The following is a 17,098-nucleotide window of genomic DNA, read 5'->3' on the forward strand; positions in this document are numbered from 1 at the left end:
CGCTTAAGCGACAACCACCTCCATCACGACCAACACTGAAATCACCGGATGCAATCATTTGATCACATTTTGAAATCGGGCCGAGTCAGGCTTCTGGGCCTGCTGCTCCTTCTGTGGTCATCCTTTAGCGTGGCCGAGCAAGTTGAGGTCCGTGTAAAAGGTGATTTCCCGGAGCTCCAAAAAAATGCCGAGGCATTTATTGGTGAGGTGGAGGGGCGAAGTGCTGACAATCTTCGACGATATGCCTCGACGGCTGTCAGCCAGGCCAATAAGGCATTGCGGGCGCTGGGCTATTACAGACCAGTTGTTGACTGGAAGATCGAAGAAGCTGACCCAGAAAAAACGGCCAAGCTGATTCTTGAAATTACGCCGGGTGATCCGGTGCGGGTTAAATCCCGAACCGTTGAAATCCGTGGCCCTGCTGCTTCTGACCCGCGCTTCAAAGATAACCTGCCGGTTCATCCCGCAGAAGGCGATGTTCTGAACCATGGCGATTACACCAACCTCCGCAACACACTTCAGAACCGGGCACGCCGCCGTGGGTATTTTGACGGTCGCCTTGTTACCCGCACTCTCGAAGTGGATCCGGAAGCGCTGAGCGCTAAAATTGTTCTGGTTTTTGAAAGCGGTGATCGGTATCGGCTGGGAGCGGTCACCTTTGAAGAGGGGCACTGGTTTGAAAGCCGGCTCCTTCACGAGTTCGTGACCTTTGAGCCGGGCGTTCCTTACCATGCGGACGAAATTGCAAAGCTGAACAGCGATCTCCTGGGTAGTGGGTACTTCTCGGGAGTGGACATAGATGCTGTGCCGGGGAGCGCTGAAAACGGTGTGATTCCGGTGCGAATTGGCCTGACCCGAAGAGACCCCCGGTCTTTAGCCACCGGCCTCGGCTTTTCCACGGATGTTGGGCCGCGTTTTCGTGGCACCTGGCGGGAGCACTGGATCAACCCGATGGGGCACAAACGCGGGGCTGAAACAGAGCTTTCGGGGCCCAGACAGAATATCAGTACCTGGTATGAACTGCCGCTGGATCCACCCATGACAGATGCAATCCGGTTAACGGCAGGCTATCAGCGCGAAGATATCGAGAACGTTGAATCCGAGTTGTTGACGTTTGGCCAGCAGTGGCAGCATCAGCTGGATAGCGGCTGGCTGCAAGTGTTGTCAATACGCTGGGACGGAGAACGATACAATATTGGTGATGATGAAAAAGGGACAAGCTCACTGCTGCTTCCTGGTGTGGGTTATTCCAAACTACACGCCGATTCGCCCTTGGATCCCTCCAAGGGTTACCGTTTACAGATTGATGTGAGCGGTTCCCACAGAGCGGCTCTCTCGAGTGTGGATATTCTGCATGTGAACGCGATTGCCCGCGGCCTGCTTACACTCGGCGGCAAGCACCGTTTTCTGTCTCGCATCCAGATCGGGGGCGTGGGGACAAACCGGTTTGAAGACGTGCCACCTTCACTGCGCTTTTTCGCTGGTGGTGACCAGAGTGTGCGCGGTTATGCGTACCAATCCTTATCGCCTGAGAATGACAATGGGGTTCCGGTCGGCGGGCGATTCACGTTGGTGGGCAGTGCGGAATACCAGTATCAGTTTGCTGACAAATGGCGCTCCGCAATGTTTATAGACCACGGCAACGCCGTTAACGATCTGTTCGATCCCTTGGCCACCGGTGTGGGCGTCGGTATTCGTTGGATAAGCCCGCTTGGGCCATTGCGTCTGGACATTGCCAAAGGCCTGAATACCGAGCTTGGCGGTGAGTGGCGGATCCATTTTTCAATGGGGCCAGAGTTATGACGGGACGTATCCGTTTCTGGGTACTGCTGCTTCTTGGGCTGCTTGTACTTTTGCCTGTCGTTCTGGTCTCAGCGATCTTGCTGGCGCTGCGATCCGAGACAGGAACTGCCTGGGTGATTGATCAGATACCCGGGTTGGAAGTAACCCATGATCAAGGCTCGCTGTTTGGAACCTGGCAGGCGGATCGCCTGCGTTGGCGGGGTTACGGTGTTGATGTGTTGGTTGAATCTCCGCTCATAGACTGGTCGCCGTCCTGTCTCTTTAATCTGCAGCTCTGCCTTGAGACCCTGCACCTGGAACAGCTGGACGTAAACGTGCAGCCGCCTGCTAAAGATCAAGGCCAGGCCGGGGATATCAGCCTGCCTGGGGTTGAGTTACCACTGGGGCTGAGAGTCACCGATGTAAGGTTGGGCACATTCACCTTCAATGGCAGCAAGGTATGGGACAGGTTTGAGCTGGATGCGAGTGGTTCCGGGACCGACTGGGAAGTTGAGCGGGTCTATTATCAGCTTGATGACTATACCGCAGTGGCGTCTGGCCGCGTGGAAACGCGGCGGGACTGGCCGGTCAATCTCGAGGTGAGTGCTGTTTTGCCGCCACCCTATGGCGATAGCTGGACAATAGATCTGGCGCTTTCAGGCAGCGTGCGGGATCTTGCGCTTGCGGGCCAGAGCCGTGGTTATCTCGACGCCGTGCTGGAAGGCAAGGTAGAGCCGCTGGCGTCGAGCCTGCCAGCGCGCCTACGGGTTACCTCCAAAACGTTCAAAGCCGCAGAAGCTGTGCCGGAAACCCTGGTGCTGAAAAACTGGTTTGTGGAGGCCAAGGGCAGCCTGCAAGACGGATTCAGGACCGAAGGGCAGGCCACACTGCCGGGCACTGAAGGGCCGGTTGAGCTGACACTTGCGGGCTTGATTACAACCACCGGCGCCCGGGATATCCGGCTGAAGCTCTCCGCCAAGGATCAGGCAGAGAAAGGCAAGGCAGGCGCGTCGCCCAAAACCTTGGTCGTCACCGGCAAAACGCAATGGCAGGACGGCGTGAGTGCGGAGGCGGAGTTGCAGTTGCGCCAGTTCCCGTGGCATTCGCTTGTGCCCGGGATGAAAGCGCCGCCCATTGCGATTCGCAAGCTGGACGGCGATGTATCCTGGCGTGAAGGGCGCTATCAAGCCAACCTGACTGCGGAAGTGGACGGGCCCCAAGGCAGCGCAGAGTTGTCTACAGTTATCGATGGCGATGCCAGCGAGGCCCGGGTCACAAAGCTTTCAGCGGTAACGGGCGCAGGTTCTCTCACCGGCCAAGGGACCGCGAGGTTCTCCGGCCCACTGAGCTGGCAAGCAGCTCTTGAACTCAAAGATTTCAACCCCGGGTACTGGGTGCCGGTTCTCGAAGCCAAACTCAGCGGCCGGGTGACTTCAGAGGGAGAGCTCACTGACGGGCCGGTTCCTGCAATGCAGGCGAGCTGGGACCTGGAGGGTCAGTGGCGGTCCAGTCCTACGGTGATTGCGGGCCGGATTGATACGTTGACCGGTGATTGGGTTGTCCCTGAACTGAAATTGGTTATCGGAGACAATCGTCTCGAAGGCAGCGGTAAATGGGGCAAGGCGTTGCAGGCCGATCTGAATCTCAAGTTGCCCGACCCTGAGGAGATCCTGCCGGGACTGGACGGACAGGCTGATCTTCAGCTCACGTTGAGAGGAACACCCGATGATCCTCGAGGTGAATTGACGGCCAGCGCAGACGAGCTGCGCTGGCAGGATCTTCTGGTCGTGGAAGCATTGAGCCTTGATGCCCGGCTGGATTCCGGATTCCGTCTCGCTAGTGAGCTACAGGCCAAGGGTATTGCTGTTGCAGGGCAAAATATCGATTCGCTCACCGTCAGTGCGCAGGGGACTCAGGGCGACCATGAAGTTGCCATTGATGCGCAGCACGAAGAGGCGGGAGTGCAGATGGTTTTCCGGGGATCTGCGGGTGAAGCCTGGGCAAGCTGGCAAGGGCAGCTTAGGCGGAGCGCTATTGATGTGCCCGGACAGCAGCAGAACTGGGAGCTGGAGTCTCCCGCCGCGCTAACGTACGACGATGATGGTGCGCTCAGGTTTGGAGCCCATTGTTGGCGCTGGCAGCAAAGCTCTGTTTGTGCCGACGACCAGACCCTTCTGCCCGAGGCGAATATTGCCTACCGTATCGACAATTTTCCTGCCGCTGCTTTGGCGCCGATTCTGCCAGAGACGGTACGGTGGAACTCAAGCATCAGTGGCGAAATTAATTTCACTTCCACCGATAAAGGCTCCGAGGGCCGGGTTGCGCTTGATGCTGGCGAGGGCCGGTTTGAACTGCTGTTGGATGGAGAGTGGGAAACCCTGAGTTACGAGACTTTGACGACCGAGCTGGAGCTCAAGCCCGAACAGGCAGATCTTGCGGTGCTGCTGTCTGGCCCAGAGCTTGGCAAGCTCTCGGTGGATATGACGCTTGATCCAATGGCCGAAGGCCGCCCGGTTGAGGGCAAGTTCAAACTGGACGGTCTTGATATCGCCTTGGCAGGCCTGTTTACCGGGCTTGAAGAGGTGGCTGGGGACGTTAACGGCGAAGGTAGCATATCCGGACCTCTGATGAAGCCAGCACTGCGTGGGGAGATCGCGTTAACCAACGGTCGGGTAGTGGACCCTCGCTTACCTTTGCCCATGGAGGAGGTGGTTGTTAGCGTTGAGCTTGACGGCTATTCCGCAGACATTCGTGGCCGGGTCAGCAGCAACGCCCGTAGCGAGGCCCTTATTCGTGGCAGTTTGAGTTGGCAGGATGCGCCAGGAGGGGAGATTCGCATTACGGGTGACAGGCTGCCATTCAGCCTGGAGCCTTACGCCCGCCTGGAGGTGGCGCCAGATCTGACAATCGCCTTCGGTGAGGGTGAACTGAGTGTAGAGGGCCGAGTAGAAGTGCCTCGTGGCGATATTAAAATTGAAGGATTGCCGGCGCAGGCTGTTTCAGTGTCTGAGGATGAGGTGATTGTTGGGGTTGAGCAGGAAGAGCCCCTGATCAGGTCGCTGAACATGGATGTCACGGTAGTTGTTGGCGAGGATCGAGTGAGTTTCGTTGCGTTTGGTGTAACGGGCGATCTGGAGGGTACCCTGAGGATAGGTAACGATATGGATACCCGGGGCACCTTGCAGCTGGTGGATGGTCAATACGAAGCCTATGGCCAAGAACTTGAATTGCGCCGTGCCAGGCTGCTATTTGTTGGCAATCTGGTTCAGCCGTATCTGGACATCGAAGCTGTCCGGCAGGTGGACACGGTTGTGGCAGGGATCCGCCTGAGTGGTCCGGTCCAGTCCCCCACCACTGAGGTGTTTTCCAGCCCGGATATGCCACAGGCAGATGCTTTGTCTTATGTGATTCTTGGTCGGGCCCCGGGAGGTCAGGCTGACGACGGGCAGATGGGCCGGGCAGCCATTTCGCTGGGGCTGACCCAGGTCAATAAGGTAACCGGTCAGATTGGCGAGGGTTTCGGTATTCGTGAGTTTACGCTGGAGGCCGAAGGCAGCGGAGACCAGACATCAGTTGTCGCTAGCGGTTACCTGAGCGAGGACCTGAGTATCCGTTACGGGGTGGGTATCTTTGAGCCCATCAGCACGGTAGCGCTACGTTACGATCTCGGTAGGTACTTTTACCTTGAGGCCGCCAGCGGTCTGGCAGCCTCTCTGGATATCTTCTACACCCGGGATTTTTGAGCTCAGTCCAGCTCAAATGTTGCGTTCACGGATGCGCTGGTTTCGCGCTCCCCAACGCTTGAGATGGTGTCGGCGCCTCTTGCTTCAGCAGACATCATCATAGGCATGGGGCGGTGGCTCCCGTTTATGTTGAGCGTGACCACATCGCCACAGCTTTGGTTTATCTGCTGCGCAACAAATTCGCAACGGGATTTGGCATCGGCGAGCGCTAAAGCCAGCGCTTCCCGTTCCATGCGGACTTCCTGTGAATGGAAAAACTGATGTGGCCCGAGATTGTAATTTAGTCCGAGCGCCTGGGCTTGCTGCAGAATCGGGTTCAACAGCGCCAGGTCTGTGATGGTAAAGCTGACGGTCTGTGAGGCAATCGCCCGTTTTTCCGGTTCTTCCTCCCGGGTGTCCATTGGCAGTGTGCGCTCGTAAAGATTGACGGACGCATCTGCGTACTCCTGAAGCCGGGACCTGTACTCACTGATTCCCTCACGCCATTGCGCCATCGTTGATGCCACCTGTTCAGTGGCTCGTTGTGGCAGCTCATGCTCCGCGCTGGCGGTGAACGTCAGGCGTGCACTGTCGGGTTCGTAGCGGACACTACCCTCGCCTGTGAGAGTGACTTCTCCGGCCATGACAAAACCAGGTGCGAGCAGTGGCAATGCCCACAGGGCGTGTGTTTTTCGATTCTTTCTGACCATATAAATCTCCTCCCGGAAGTCGGGTTCAACATCAGGTTCGACGGGATGCAGGCTCCAGTCGGGCCAGTTTGAATGACAGGGCTGCCTGCACGAACTCGCGGAATATTCGCCGGTGGCCACTGTGATAGAGCAGGTATTCGGGATGCCATTGCAGGCCCATAAGCCATTGGCCACGGGTGCTTTCGATGGCTTGAACGAACAGGTCATTATCCACGGCGGTCACCTGGAGCTTTTTGCCCAAGCGTTTTATGGTCTGGCTGTGTATACGATTGGCGCCGATGACCGGAGCGCGCATAAGTTGTCCCAGCCGGCTCGTCTTCACAAGGCGAACGGTTTGCATGGGTAACAAAAGTGGACGATGCCGGGTATTCACCCGGAGGGGCGTGATGTTCTGGCACAGGGAGCCACCGTGAAAAATGTTGATGAACTGCGCGCCCCGGCAGATGCCCAGCACAGGAATCCCGATCGCCTCCGCTTGTTCCAGCAAAAGCTGATCTGTCGTATCCCGGGCAGGGTCATAACGGGCACTGACCTGAGGTTCCTGGCCATAACGCTGGGGATGGACATGAGTGCCCCCGGAGAGCACCAAACCGTCCAGAAGCGAGACATCCACTCTGCTCCCGGGCCGGATATAGTAAGGTCTCGCACCCTGGAGCCTTAACCCAAAGCTGATCAGTCGCTGCGCAACGCGCTTACGGGCCGGGCCGCTAATGCCTATCGTCAGGCCGGGCAGGTTGTCATCAGTAGGGTGTTGTTCAGACATAGCCTTTACTGTGCAGCCATTTTTCTGAAGTTGCTTGCCAGCTGTGTGTCAGGTTTCGCAAGCTGATTTTCCGGCTTTCACGGAACAGGGCGCGCAGCTCAGCCAGATCGCCCGCATGGTTTGCAAGCTGCTCTACCACGACCCAATCATTCCATACACTCGAGAAATGCCATTCCGGGTTGTCGATATCACAGTCCGGCAGCCGATAATGCAGTGTAGGCCTGCTTTTGATGCGTGGATCTTCGACGTACTGGTCAAGAAGTGGCTTGTCCAGGTGTGCAAACAGCGGCAACAGATCGAGAGCGCGATTCCGGGTCGGGTTGGTATCAAGATAATCCACCATCATCTGGCGCTGATCCGGTGCATAGTCGTCGGCGATGAGCAAATCTGTATAACGGCTGCTCCAAGGTTCAATATACGTTGTGAATTTTCGGCTGATATCCAGCTGGTGTCGCGCTTTTAGCCAGTCATAAAGAACTGCGAACGCCTGGTAGTATCGGACAAGGGTTGCTGGTTCAAGGTCGGGTAGCTCTGGGTTCAGCTGCAAACCGAATGCGAAATAGATGGCGTCTCTGCTACCCAGTGCGCCGGCTTTACGCAAGCTGTCGACCAGGACCTCTATATTCTCCAGTTGCGAGAAGCGCATCGGCGGGCTGACAATCTCGAGCGGCACAATGCGTTCAGCTGCCGCGTCTATAACTTCCAAGGCTTGCCCGCCGAGATCCCGGATGGACTGAGGCAGCCGTTCATCCTCGAGCGCGAGCTCCTTGACGGGTTCCGAATCCAGTTCGATAACGAAGCTTCCGAGGGGCGTTTCCAATCTGCTCACGTAGCGGGACTCGAGCACGGCTTTTCCGCCTAGCAGTTCTGCCGCCAGATTTACAAGCTTCTCGTAGCCCAGCCCTGACAATTCGATTTCCACGCCCACACAACGCTCTTTTCCGTCAGTGGTATTGAGTATGTCTGGCATGTTGCAAGAGGTGGCTTGGTTCATAGGGCTCACTGGTAACAAATGTATGATCTTTTAACTTTATCACACTAGCGCGACAGCCACCGTTAAGGGGCTGCAAGAAAATGAGTCACCTGACTTTACACTGGATAAAACACTGTATATAGTCGAAACACTGTATAAACAAACAGGCTGGCTGGCACACTGTAAGCGCCGGCAAATATCGGGCCCAGCATGTACAAGCAGTGCATGCAGCAAGCGGAGCAGCGTAACAATGAAGCTGACAGCAAGACAGACTCAGGTATTGGAGATTATTCGCCGATCCGTGGATGAAACCGGCTACCCACCGACGCGTGCGGAGATCGCCGCGGAGCTGGGGTTCCGCTCGGCGAACGCTGCTGAAGAGCATCTGCGTGCACTGGCCCGCAAGGGCGCTATCGAGATGGTGCCAGGCGCCAGCAGGGGTATTCGTCTTCCGGAAGTTGCTGAAGATCCGGGGCTACCGGTCATCGGTCAGGTAGCGGCGGGCAGTCCGATTCTGGCTCAGGAGCACATTGAGGATCATTGCACACTGAAACCCGAGTTCTTTTCGCCTTCAGCTGATTATCTGCTTCGGGTCAGGGGAATGAGTATGAAGGATATCGGCATTCTTGATGGCGACCTTCTGGCAGTTCATAGCACCCAGGATGTTCGTAACGGTCAGGTTGTTGTCGCTCGAGTGGGCGACGAAGTGACCGTCAAGCGCTTCCGGAAAGAAGGCTCGAAGGTTTATCTGATGGCTGAAAATGAAGAGTTTGCGCCGATAGAAGTCGATCTCAAGGAGCAGGAACTGTTCATTGAAGGGCTGGGTGTAGGTGTTATCCGGCGCTCTGATCTGCATTGATCAGGCTGGTATAACCACAGACGCATTGCAAAACGGGTGAATTATGGAACAACTTAGCTTCAATCAGAACGTCGCATGGCAGCAAGGCATAGTGCCGTGCTCTCCCTATCTAACTAGCCCGGCGCCTGAGTACGCCACCCGGAATCAGCGCACTGTCATTCGAGCTCGGCCGAAATCGGATGTTGCGGACTCCACGCCGGCTGGCAACGTCACGGAGATCATTCTGCCAGAAGGCCAGGTGGAAAACTTTCAATTGTTGCTACCGATGCTGACCCAGCTGAATCAGGAAAAGCGCTGGCTGGCCTGGATTGATCCTCCCCAGGCGCTGGTGAGCAAATGGCAAAAAATGCACGGTATTGTTGCTGGAGAGCTTCTGGTTTTGCGCTCCACCGCAGAGTACCCGGCACGTCAGCTTGCGGAAAGAGCTTTGAGCGCAGGTACCTGTCATGCGGTCGTTATGTGGACGCGCAAACTGGGAAAGACAGCCTTTGATTCCCTGCAAAAAGCAGCAGCGGAAGGCAATAGCCATGGCGTTGTGCTCAGACAGCGCTGAGTATCGCTTTTAATGCAAAGTGTAGGCGGGCTGAGCGTCAGAAACGTCCAGCTCGTCATCGTCCCAGTCAATATCGTGAGTAACACTTCCAGCCGCTTCTATTCCTGCGGCAATCATCGCCTTGGCGACAGACATATCCCGGTCTTCTATCATTTCGCGGGCTTCAGTTGAAAACGAAATTCTGACCAGTGGCTCGCTGTCATCGTCGATGCGTCGCAGGGCATAGTCGCCGTTGCTTAATTGTACAATCTCGAAAAACGATGGTGACATTTCATTAACCTTTAATAGTGTTGAAAACCGGAAGCGACGGGCCAGTGTGATTACCACTCGCCGTGTTGCTCTTCCAGGTTGTCGGCAAACGTTTTCATGGCGTTCAGAGTTTTCGCAAGCTCTTGGGCAGAGCGGTCGGGCCCAGCCTCAGCGGATACCGCAATGATATTCTCCGCATTGACCGTCTTCCGCGCCGCAGGAGGCCTGCTTTGGGCGCTTTCGAGCTGGTCAAGGTAGTTCCACCAGCTTCCCGCGGCTTGCTCAAGAGCTTTTAGCTGGCCAGTTTCAGGGGCGTGCTCACCGATCAGGTTTGCAAGCTCTGCTACAGATGAAGGCTCCTCTGAGCGCTTCTGGTAAAACCGCGCAATCATCACCAGCAATAGTCGTCTTGCTCTCAGCAAGAGCTCTATGGACCCTTGGATAGCGGCTTCGTTCTGCAGTTTTCGTACAGGCGCATGAAGCAGGTTACTGCTATCAGCTGGCCGCTCCGGCGATTCGAGAAGCATTTTTGCCAGAAACAGCTTTTGTGAAACCAGCGAGTGCCATTGTGACGCCATTACCTGTGCCTGTCGTGCATTGGGCAAAGTCTCTGAAAACTCCCTGCCGCAGAGATTTAGCTGAAGAGCCTGGCCTGAAACCAGCCAATTAAATTAATCTGCCATCATAGCATTTCAGCCCAAAGATTTCTTCACCTCTTGTGTCCGAATCCTGAGTGACAATAAAATACAAACATTCACTTGAAACGGCCGTTTGAATTTGGCAAAAAGCACCCCCCTGATGTTGGGTTTTCTGGATTGTCTGGAGGTGTTGGAGATGCGGTTCCATTTTGTCGCATGCGTTGTAGTGCTGTTGTTCGGTTTTTCCGGACAGGCGTTGTCAGGAGTATCGATGGCTGAAGCGGAACGGCTGAATCAGGATCTGACTCCGGTCGGTGCCGAACGTGAAGGCAATGCCTCCGGCAGCATTCCCGATTGGACCGGCGGTCTCACTGAGCCGCCTGCCAACTGGCGCGAAGGTGAGATTGAGGTTGATCCTTTTCCTCAGGATGAGGCGTTGTTCGTGATCACAGCGGACAATATGCATCTTTACAAAGACCGTCTTTCGGACGGCTCGGCTAAAATGCTGGCCCAATACGGTCCGGATTTTTTCATGCCGGTCTACCCAACCCGTCGCACGGCAGCGTTCCCCCAGCATGTGTATGACAAGTTCTATGACAATGCTCTGAGTGCAGAGGTATTGGATAACGGAAATGGTGTGCGCAACACCATTATGACCAGCCCTTTCCCGATTCCTCGAAACGGGCTTGAGGTGATCTGGAACCACATTTTGCGTTATCGCGGTGAAGAGGTGGCATTTCGCAGCGGCTCTGCAACGCCACAGGTGGACGGTTCTTTCAATCCGGTCGTCAATCACTACGACTATTATTTTGCCTACAGCAAGCAAGGCACTGAGCTTGCTGATATCGATAACAAGATTTTTTACCTCAAGACCGATACTATTTCGCCCACTGCGCTGGCGGGTACCATCACGCTTGTTCACGAAACGCTGGATCAGATTCGCTCGCCCCGCCTGGCCTGGCGTTATGATTCTGGCTCTCGGCGCCTGCGACGCTCTCCGAACCTGGCCTACGAGACGGACCTGCCAAACTCTTCATCCCTGCGCTCTGTCGATCAGAAAGATATGTATAACGGCGCTCCGAATCAGTATGACTGGGTTCTGAAAGGCAAGCGTGAGCTTTTTGTTCCCTATAATGCCTACAAGCTACACGACCGGTCGGTTCGGCCCGATGATGTTATTCGGGCAGGGCATATAAATCAGGAACTCACCCGTTATGAGCTGCATCGGGTGTGGGTGGTAGAGGCGAAGCGCCGCACGGGCATCAGGCATATCTACGATCGTCGTGTGTTCTATGTGGATGAAGACAGCTGGCAGATCCTGATGTCAGAGGAATATGACGACGCCGGGAATCTGTGGCGGGTTTCCGAGGCCCATAACATCAGCTATTACAATGAACCGGTGTTCTGGACTACCATGGAGATGACTTACGACCTCAAGGCGAAGCGCTACTACATTGACGGTCTGGACAACGGTTTTCCGGCCTACGATTTTGACCCTGGATTTCGCGGCAGTGAGTTTACAGCTTCCTCTGCGAGAAGGGCGGCGCGTCGCTGATTGTTGGCATTGGTTTGAGGCGTCGGCATCCGCTGGCGCCTTAAACCGGGTCGTTCGTTTTTCACCTCTATCGAGCAAGGAAAAAACGTCATGGCCGACTCTCAAGATACTTCCCATTCTGAACTTCAGCCCTGTTTGGCAAATTTCGATCAGCTAATGACCGACCTTGGTAGCGCTCTCGCCGATCAGGACTGGGACGGGCTGGTTAACCTCAATGTCCGGGTAAAGCCTTGCACAGAATCTCTGATAGTTGCGCTGGAGGCCGGGCAGGTTGAGCCTGAGTCTGTCCGGTCCCGACTTGGGGAATTGCGTCAGTTTTTGGACACAGCCAGTGAAGGTGCTACTCGAGCCAAGGCAGAAGCGGAACTGGCGCTGAAAGGTGTGAATCGTAACCGCAGTGTGGCCAAGGCGTACCAGAATATTTCAACTCCTCGGTCGAAATAGCGTCATAAAATTGACTCTTTCGGTTTTACCGTCTTAAATACCGCACAAATTCCCAAAGAGATTCCTGTGAATGTCTAAAAATAACAAGGTTCTGGTGCTGAGTGAGGATGAATTGAGGCGCCGGGACATGGCGACGATTCTGGAGTTTATTGGTGAAGAGCAAGTTATTGCAGGTGTTGATGCAGTGGCACTGCTCGAATCCGGCGATAAAGAGAGCCTGGCGGATATTTCCGTTGTGGTTGTAAACGGCGCGGATTCGGCGCTCATAAAGACGATTGAGCTGGTGTGCAGGGCGGTTCAGGGTGTTCCGTTGCTGGTTATGGGCGATCCCGACCTCAAAGGTCTTGCCGAGTCGGACGCTGCTCGCATTATTGCCCGCATGGAATGGCCTATGAATTACACCAAATTTGTAGACTCGCTCTATCGCGCTCAAATTTTTGTTGATCAGTTTCGTCGCTCAAATGAGCGGGGGCAGCAACGTGACCTTCAGCTTTTCCGCAGTCTGGTGGGGACCAGCCGCAAAGTTCAGCAAGTTCGCCAGCTGATGGAGCAGGTCGCAGACAAGGATGTGAGCGTCCTTATAACCGGGCCTTCTGGCACGGGCAAAGAAGTTGTTGCTCGCAATCTGCACTACCATTCTTCACGCCGCGACAAGCCCTTTGTGCCCGTTAACTGCGGCGCCATTCCTGCGGAACTGTTGGAAAGCGAACTCTTCGGTCATGAAAAAGGCGCGTTCACGGGTGCTATTACGGCTCGGGTAGGGCGTTTCGAGATGGCAGAGGGAGGCACCCTGTTCCTGGATGAAATTGGCGATATGCCACTTAACATGCAGGTGAAAATACTGCGTGTGTTGCAGGAGCGTACGTTTGAGCGTGTTGGAAGCAACCGCACCCTGTCGGCCGATGTTCGTGTGATCGCAGCGACGCATAAGCATCTTGAGGATATGATCGAGACGGGTGATTTCCGTGAAGATCTCTATTATCGGCTGAATGTTTTTCCCATTGAGGTGCCATCTCTACGGGACAGGGTTGAAGATATCCCGCTGCTGATCAATGAGTTGATTTCCCGTATGGAGAAAGAGAAGCGCGGTTCTTTACGGATGAATTCGGCGGCGATCATGAGCCTGTGCCGGCACGACTGGCCGGGCAATGTTCGCGAGTTGGCGAATCTGGTGGAGCGATTGGCGATTATGCATCCTTACTCGGTAATCGGTGTGCAGGAGTTGCCGAAGAAGTTTCGGTATGTGGACGATTTTGACGAGAATCGGCCAATTGAGGATTCGGGAATGCCGTCTGGTATTCCCGGCCTGGTGGGGCTGGATGCTCCGGCTTTGTTGCCGGTGAATGGGATTGATCTGAAGGATTATTTGTCGAATCTGGAGAGGCAGCTGATTCAGCAGGCTTTGGATGAGGCCGGTGGCGTGGTTGCACGGGCTGCGGAGAAGCTTCGGATTCGGCGGACTACGCTTGTGGAGAAGGTTCGGAAGTATGGGCTTCGGGAGGAGGAGTCTGAGGAGTCCTGATTTAACACGCATGGGTGCTGTCGCGGTCGCGGGGTAGTCCTTTTCAAAATGCGTCGCACAACTCGCTTTGCTCAGACAAGCGACACCTTTTGAAAAGGACTACCCCACACCCGCTTGGAAACTGAAGCAATAGCTTTTTTTTGTGACAATAAGACGTCAAGGGTTTGTGGCCTTTGGCGTCTTTCTCGTTTTGGGCGACGTAAAACTGTCGTTTGCCTTTCTCTTGCTTTTCTTACCTATTGATATATTGGGAAAAACTCTAGTTGGCACGGAGCTGGCTTAGTGACCTGCAAACGAATTATCCGAAGGGTGTGGTCCGGTGTAACGGACTGATCGGGAGTCAGGTTATGAGTCAGGCACAGTTTGTCATTCAGTCAGTGGAGCATGCGGCTCAGGCCAATGCAGCGGCGGATGCTAACGATAAGGTCAGGGCGTTGTTTCCGCAGCAGGACGATGAGGCGGTGGATTCTGCGTTGGAGATGTTCAACCAGATGTCGCGGCAGATTACCGATTCCTATCGCACTCTGGAGTCTCGTGTTAACCAGTTATCTGGTGAGCTGAGCCAAGAGTCGTTGCAGCGGCAGCAGGAACTGGAGGAGAAGGAGCAGTTGGCTGACCGCCTCTCTACGCTGCTGAAAGCCTTGCCTGCCGGGGTGGTGGTTCTTGATAGCCAGGGTGTGGTGTCTCAGAGCAATCCTGCGGCGATCGCTTTGTTGGGTGAGCCGTTGGACGGAGAACACTGGGTGGATGTGATTCGCCGTTGTTTCTCTCCGCGTCGGGACGATGGTCATGAGGTGTCGCTGAAAGATGGGCGCCGGGTGAGTATCGAGATTCGTACGATGGATAACCAGCCGGGGCAGTTGATTCTGCTCACCGATCTGACTGAAACCCGTCATTTGCAGTCGCAGCTCGCTCATGCCCAGCGGCTTTCTGCCATGGGCAAGATGGTGGCTTCGCTTGCGCATCAGATTCGCACGCCTTTGTCGGCGGCCATTCTTTATGGCGGGCATTTGACCCAGGACGACCTGGATGAGGAGATGCGCCAGCGCTGTGCTTCTCGCCTGATGTCGCGACTTACACATCTGGAGCAACAGGTCCGGGATATGCTGATTTTTGCCCGGGGCGAGACTCGCCTGGCAGAGGAGTTGTCTGCATCAACGCTGGTTTCGGCTCTGGAATCCGCACTGGAGGGAATCAAGCCCGTTGCCGGTTCGGATGTGATGTTGAAATGCGATTTGCCTGAGGAGTGCCGACTACTGTGTAACCGGGATGCGCTGGTGGGAGCCGGTACCAATCTGGTGAACAACAGTCTTGAAGCAGGGGCTACTGTTGTCGCTGTTCAGGTTGTATCGGATGCTGGAGAGCTGTTGATCCGGGTTATGGATAACGGCCCGGGGTTTGGAAAGGCGGAAGCAAGCCGGTTGGCCGAGGCGTTTTACACCACAAAATCTCACGGCACCGGACTTGGCCTTGCGGTTGTGCAGGCAGTTGTGAAGGCTCACCAGGGGCATTTTTCCATTGAATCGCCAGAGCAGGGGGGCGCTGTCGCGACTCTGCGTCTGCCGCTTTTGCGTAACCTTTCTCGTAACCCTTCTAGTAACACCGTCTGATCGGAGGCAACCATGGCCAAGGCACAGATTCTTATAGTTGAAGATGATCGTGACCTGCGCGAGGCGCTGGTGACTACTCTGGAACTTGCGAAGTTCCGCGTGCGCGAGGCCTCGAATGCCCATGAGGCGTTGGCTCGGCTGGCAGAGGCACCGGTTGATATGGTAGTCAGCGACGTCAATATGCCCGGGCTCTCCGGTCATGAGTTATTGGGGGAAGTGCAGCGGCTTTATCCCGGTCTGCCAATGATGCTGATTACTGCATACGGGCAAATCAGCCATGCAGTGTCTGCCATGCAATCCGGTGCTGTGGATTATCTGGTGAAGCCGTTCGAGCCAAAGGTGCTTGTTGATGCGGTTAGCAAGGTCGTGGGCGGCAGCCGGCAGAAATCTGCGGATGAGCCTGTGGCTGAAGATCCGGCCAGTAAACGCATTTTCCAGCTGGCAGCCAAAGTGGCCGGCAGCGATTCAACGGTAATGATTTCCGGGGAAAGCGGCACAGGTAAAGAAGTTTTGGCGAGGTATATTCATCAACATTCGCCCCGGGCGGATCAGCCGTTTGTCGCTATCAACTGTGCGGCCATCCCGGAAAACATGCTCGAAGCGATACTGTTCGGCCATGAAAAAGGTGCGTTTACCGGTGCGGTTGCTTCCGCCCCTGGTAAATTTGAGCAGGCGAATGGCGGGACCATTTTGCTGGATGAGGTTTCTGAGATGGATCCGGCGCTTCAGTCCAAGCTGCTCCGGGTTTTGCAGGAGCGGGAAGTGGAGCGGGTAGGTGGTCGTAAAACCATTACTCTCGATGTTCGTGTGGTTGCGACAACCAACCGGAATCTGGCGGACTATGTAAGGGAAGGGCGGTTTCGGGAAGACCTTTATTACCGGCTTAGCGTTTTCCCGATACATTGGCAGCCCCTGCGGGAACGTCCGCTGGATATACTGCCAATGGCAACATCCTTGCTTAAAAAGCACTGTCGCAAAATGAAACTGACCGGCATCAGTTTAGCGGCAGATGCCCGCGATGCATTGGTGCAGCACAGCTGGCCTGGCAACGTGCGGGAGTTGGATAACGCCATTCAGCGGTCGCTGGTTCTGCACCAGGGCAATGTGATCCACGCCGGCGATCTATGCCTCGAGATTGGCACAAGCGGGCGTTTTGATGGGCATGGTTCGGTAGCTGCGCCGGCTCCCGAGGTTTCTCCTTTGGAGGAAGCTCAAGCTCAGCGACCGGAACAGCCGGTTACAATAGCTCCGGGCTCCGGATTTTCTGAAGCCGATCGCGCCGCTCCGGAATTAATCGAAGCAGGATCGCTTGGGGATGATCTGCGCCAGCAGGAGTTCCGTATAATCATCCAGACACTCAGAAATGAGCGTGGACGTCGTAACCGGGCCGCAGAGCACTTGGGTATAAGCCCGAGAACTCTGAGATACAAGCTGGCCCAGATGCGTGACGCCGGGATTGATCTGGATGCAGAGTTGGCCTTGGCGTAAGTTTTTTTTGCATTTGTTTTTGTAGCACTCATTTGTAGCACCCCAATATTTCGGCACCTTCACAGGTGCCTTTTTTTATGGGCAGTTCCCTGCATGCGCACGGTCATGCAGATCGCCATTTCCGAAAAGCGCAGTTCACCTTCGTCAAAACTCTGTCAGCAATAATTTTCTATCGGCATGGATAAAGCTTAACGTTATGTTAAGTAAGAGAAAAATAATTCTGGCCTGAC

The 17,098-nt window shown here is 55.2% G+C and carries 14 protein-coding genes; 9 read left to right on the top strand and 5 right to left on the bottom strand.

Features of this window, described 5'->3' with window-relative positions; translation table 11 throughout:
* Nucleotides 1–48: 48 nt before the first annotated feature.
* Nucleotides 49–1,803 (top strand): autotransporter assembly complex protein TamA, encoded by a 1,755-nt coding sequence (locus tag FFI90_RS01985; RefSeq protein WP_144776027.1) that lies wholly within the window; start codon nt 49–51, stop codon nt 1,801–1,803.
* The gene (locus FFI90_RS01990) at nt 1,800–5,525 is read left to right on the top strand and encodes a translocation/assembly module TamB domain-containing protein (protein ID WP_246123279.1); all 3,726 of its coding nucleotides are present in this window, start codon (nt 1,800–1,802) and stop codon (nt 5,523–5,525) included. Before FFI90_RS01985 ends, FFI90_RS01990 begins: the two co-directional genes overlap by 4 nt.
* Before the next feature lie 2 nt (nt 5,526–5,527).
* Here the strand turns inward: FFI90_RS01990 and FFI90_RS01995 are convergent, their stop codons facing one another.
* From FFI90_RS01995 to FFI90_RS02005, 3 genes are read right to left on the bottom strand one after another with little or no spacing between them, the layout of a single operon-like run.
* The gene (locus FFI90_RS01995) at nt 5,528–6,214 is read right to left on the bottom strand and encodes an SIMPL domain-containing protein (RefSeq protein ID WP_144776029.1); all 687 of its coding nucleotides are present in this window, start codon (nt 6,212–6,214) and stop codon (nt 5,528–5,530) included.
* Between the two features lie 31 nt (nt 6,215–6,245).
* Nucleotides 6,246–6,977 carry a gamma-glutamyl-gamma-aminobutyrate hydrolase family protein gene (locus FFI90_RS02000; RefSeq protein WP_144776031.1) on the bottom strand — a complete coding sequence of 244 codons (732 nt, stop codon included), beginning with the start codon at nt 6,975–6,977 and terminating at the stop codon, nt 6,246–6,248.
* Nucleotides 6,970–7,971, bottom strand: a complete 1,002-nt coding sequence (locus tag FFI90_RS02005) for an amidoligase family protein (protein ID WP_144776033.1) — start codon at nt 7,969–7,971, stop codon at nt 6,970–6,972. The genes FFI90_RS02000 and FFI90_RS02005 overlap by 8 nt, the downstream gene beginning before the upstream one ends.
* A gap of 229 nt (nt 7,972–8,200) precedes the next feature.
* On the opposite strand from FFI90_RS02005, the gene lexA reads away from it, so the two are divergent.
* Together lexA and FFI90_RS02015 are read left to right on the top strand one after the other, a co-directional pair.
* Nucleotides 8,201–8,809, top strand: coding sequence for a transcriptional repressor LexA (lexA, locus tag FFI90_RS02010; protein ID WP_144776035.1), 609 nt, complete (start codon nt 8,201–8,203; stop codon nt 8,807–8,809).
* A gap of 43 nt (nt 8,810–8,852) precedes the next feature.
* The gene (locus FFI90_RS02015) at nt 8,853–9,362 is read left to right on the top strand and encodes a cell division inhibitor SulA (protein WP_144776037.1); all 510 of its coding nucleotides are present in this window, start codon (nt 8,853–8,855) and stop codon (nt 9,360–9,362) included.
* Nucleotides 9,363–9,371: 9 nt separating this feature from the next.
* Here the strand turns inward: FFI90_RS02015 and FFI90_RS02020 are convergent, their stop codons facing one another.
* Complete coding sequence (locus FFI90_RS02020) at nt 9,372–9,632, bottom strand: hypothetical protein (RefSeq protein WP_144776039.1); 261 nt, start codon at nt 9,630–9,632, stop codon at nt 9,372–9,374.
* A gap of 50 nt (nt 9,633–9,682) precedes the next feature.
* The gene (locus tag FFI90_RS02025; RefSeq protein ID WP_246123281.1) at nt 9,683–10,216 is read right to left on the bottom strand and encodes a DUF6586 family protein; all 534 of its coding nucleotides are present in this window, start codon (nt 10,214–10,216) and stop codon (nt 9,683–9,685) included.
* A 304-nt stretch (nt 10,217–10,520) separates the two neighbouring features.
* Here FFI90_RS02025 and FFI90_RS02030 point away from each other — a divergent pair, with 304 nt between their 5' ends.
* The 5 genes from FFI90_RS02030 to FFI90_RS02050 all read left to right on the top strand — a co-directional run bounded on the left by FFI90_RS02030 (nt 10,521) and on the right by FFI90_RS02050 (nt 16,868).
* On the top strand, nt 10,521–11,804 hold the full coding sequence (locus FFI90_RS02030) for a DUF1329 domain-containing protein (protein ID WP_246123283.1): 1,284 nt from the start codon (nt 10,521–10,523) through the stop codon (nt 11,802–11,804).
* A 90-nt stretch (nt 11,805–11,894) separates the two neighbouring features.
* A complete protein-coding gene (locus FFI90_RS02035) occupies nt 11,895–12,248 on the top strand; it encodes an SOS cell division inhibitor (RefSeq protein ID WP_144776041.1) in 354 nt (117 codons plus the stop codon).
* 70 nt (nt 12,249–12,318) lie between these two features.
* A complete protein-coding gene (locus FFI90_RS02040) occupies nt 12,319–13,770 on the top strand; it encodes a sigma-54 dependent transcriptional regulator (RefSeq protein WP_144776043.1) in 1,452 nt (483 codons plus the stop codon).
* A gap of 347 nt (nt 13,771–14,117) precedes the next feature.
* Nucleotides 14,118–15,380 (top strand): sensor histidine kinase, encoded by a 1,263-nt coding sequence (locus FFI90_RS02045; protein ID WP_144776045.1) that lies wholly within the window; start codon nt 14,118–14,120, stop codon nt 15,378–15,380.
* Between the two features lie 12 nt (nt 15,381–15,392).
* On the top strand, nt 15,393–16,868 hold the full coding sequence (locus FFI90_RS02050) for a sigma-54-dependent transcriptional regulator (RefSeq protein ID WP_144776047.1): 1,476 nt from the start codon (nt 15,393–15,395) through the stop codon (nt 16,866–16,868).
* Nucleotides 16,869–17,098 lie beyond the last annotated feature (230 nt).

It is taken from the genome of Marinobacter maritimus, from assembly GCF_007671675.1.
In the GTDB taxonomy this organism is placed as follows: domain Bacteria; phylum Pseudomonadota; class Gammaproteobacteria; order Pseudomonadales; family Oleiphilaceae; genus Marinobacter; species Marinobacter maritimus.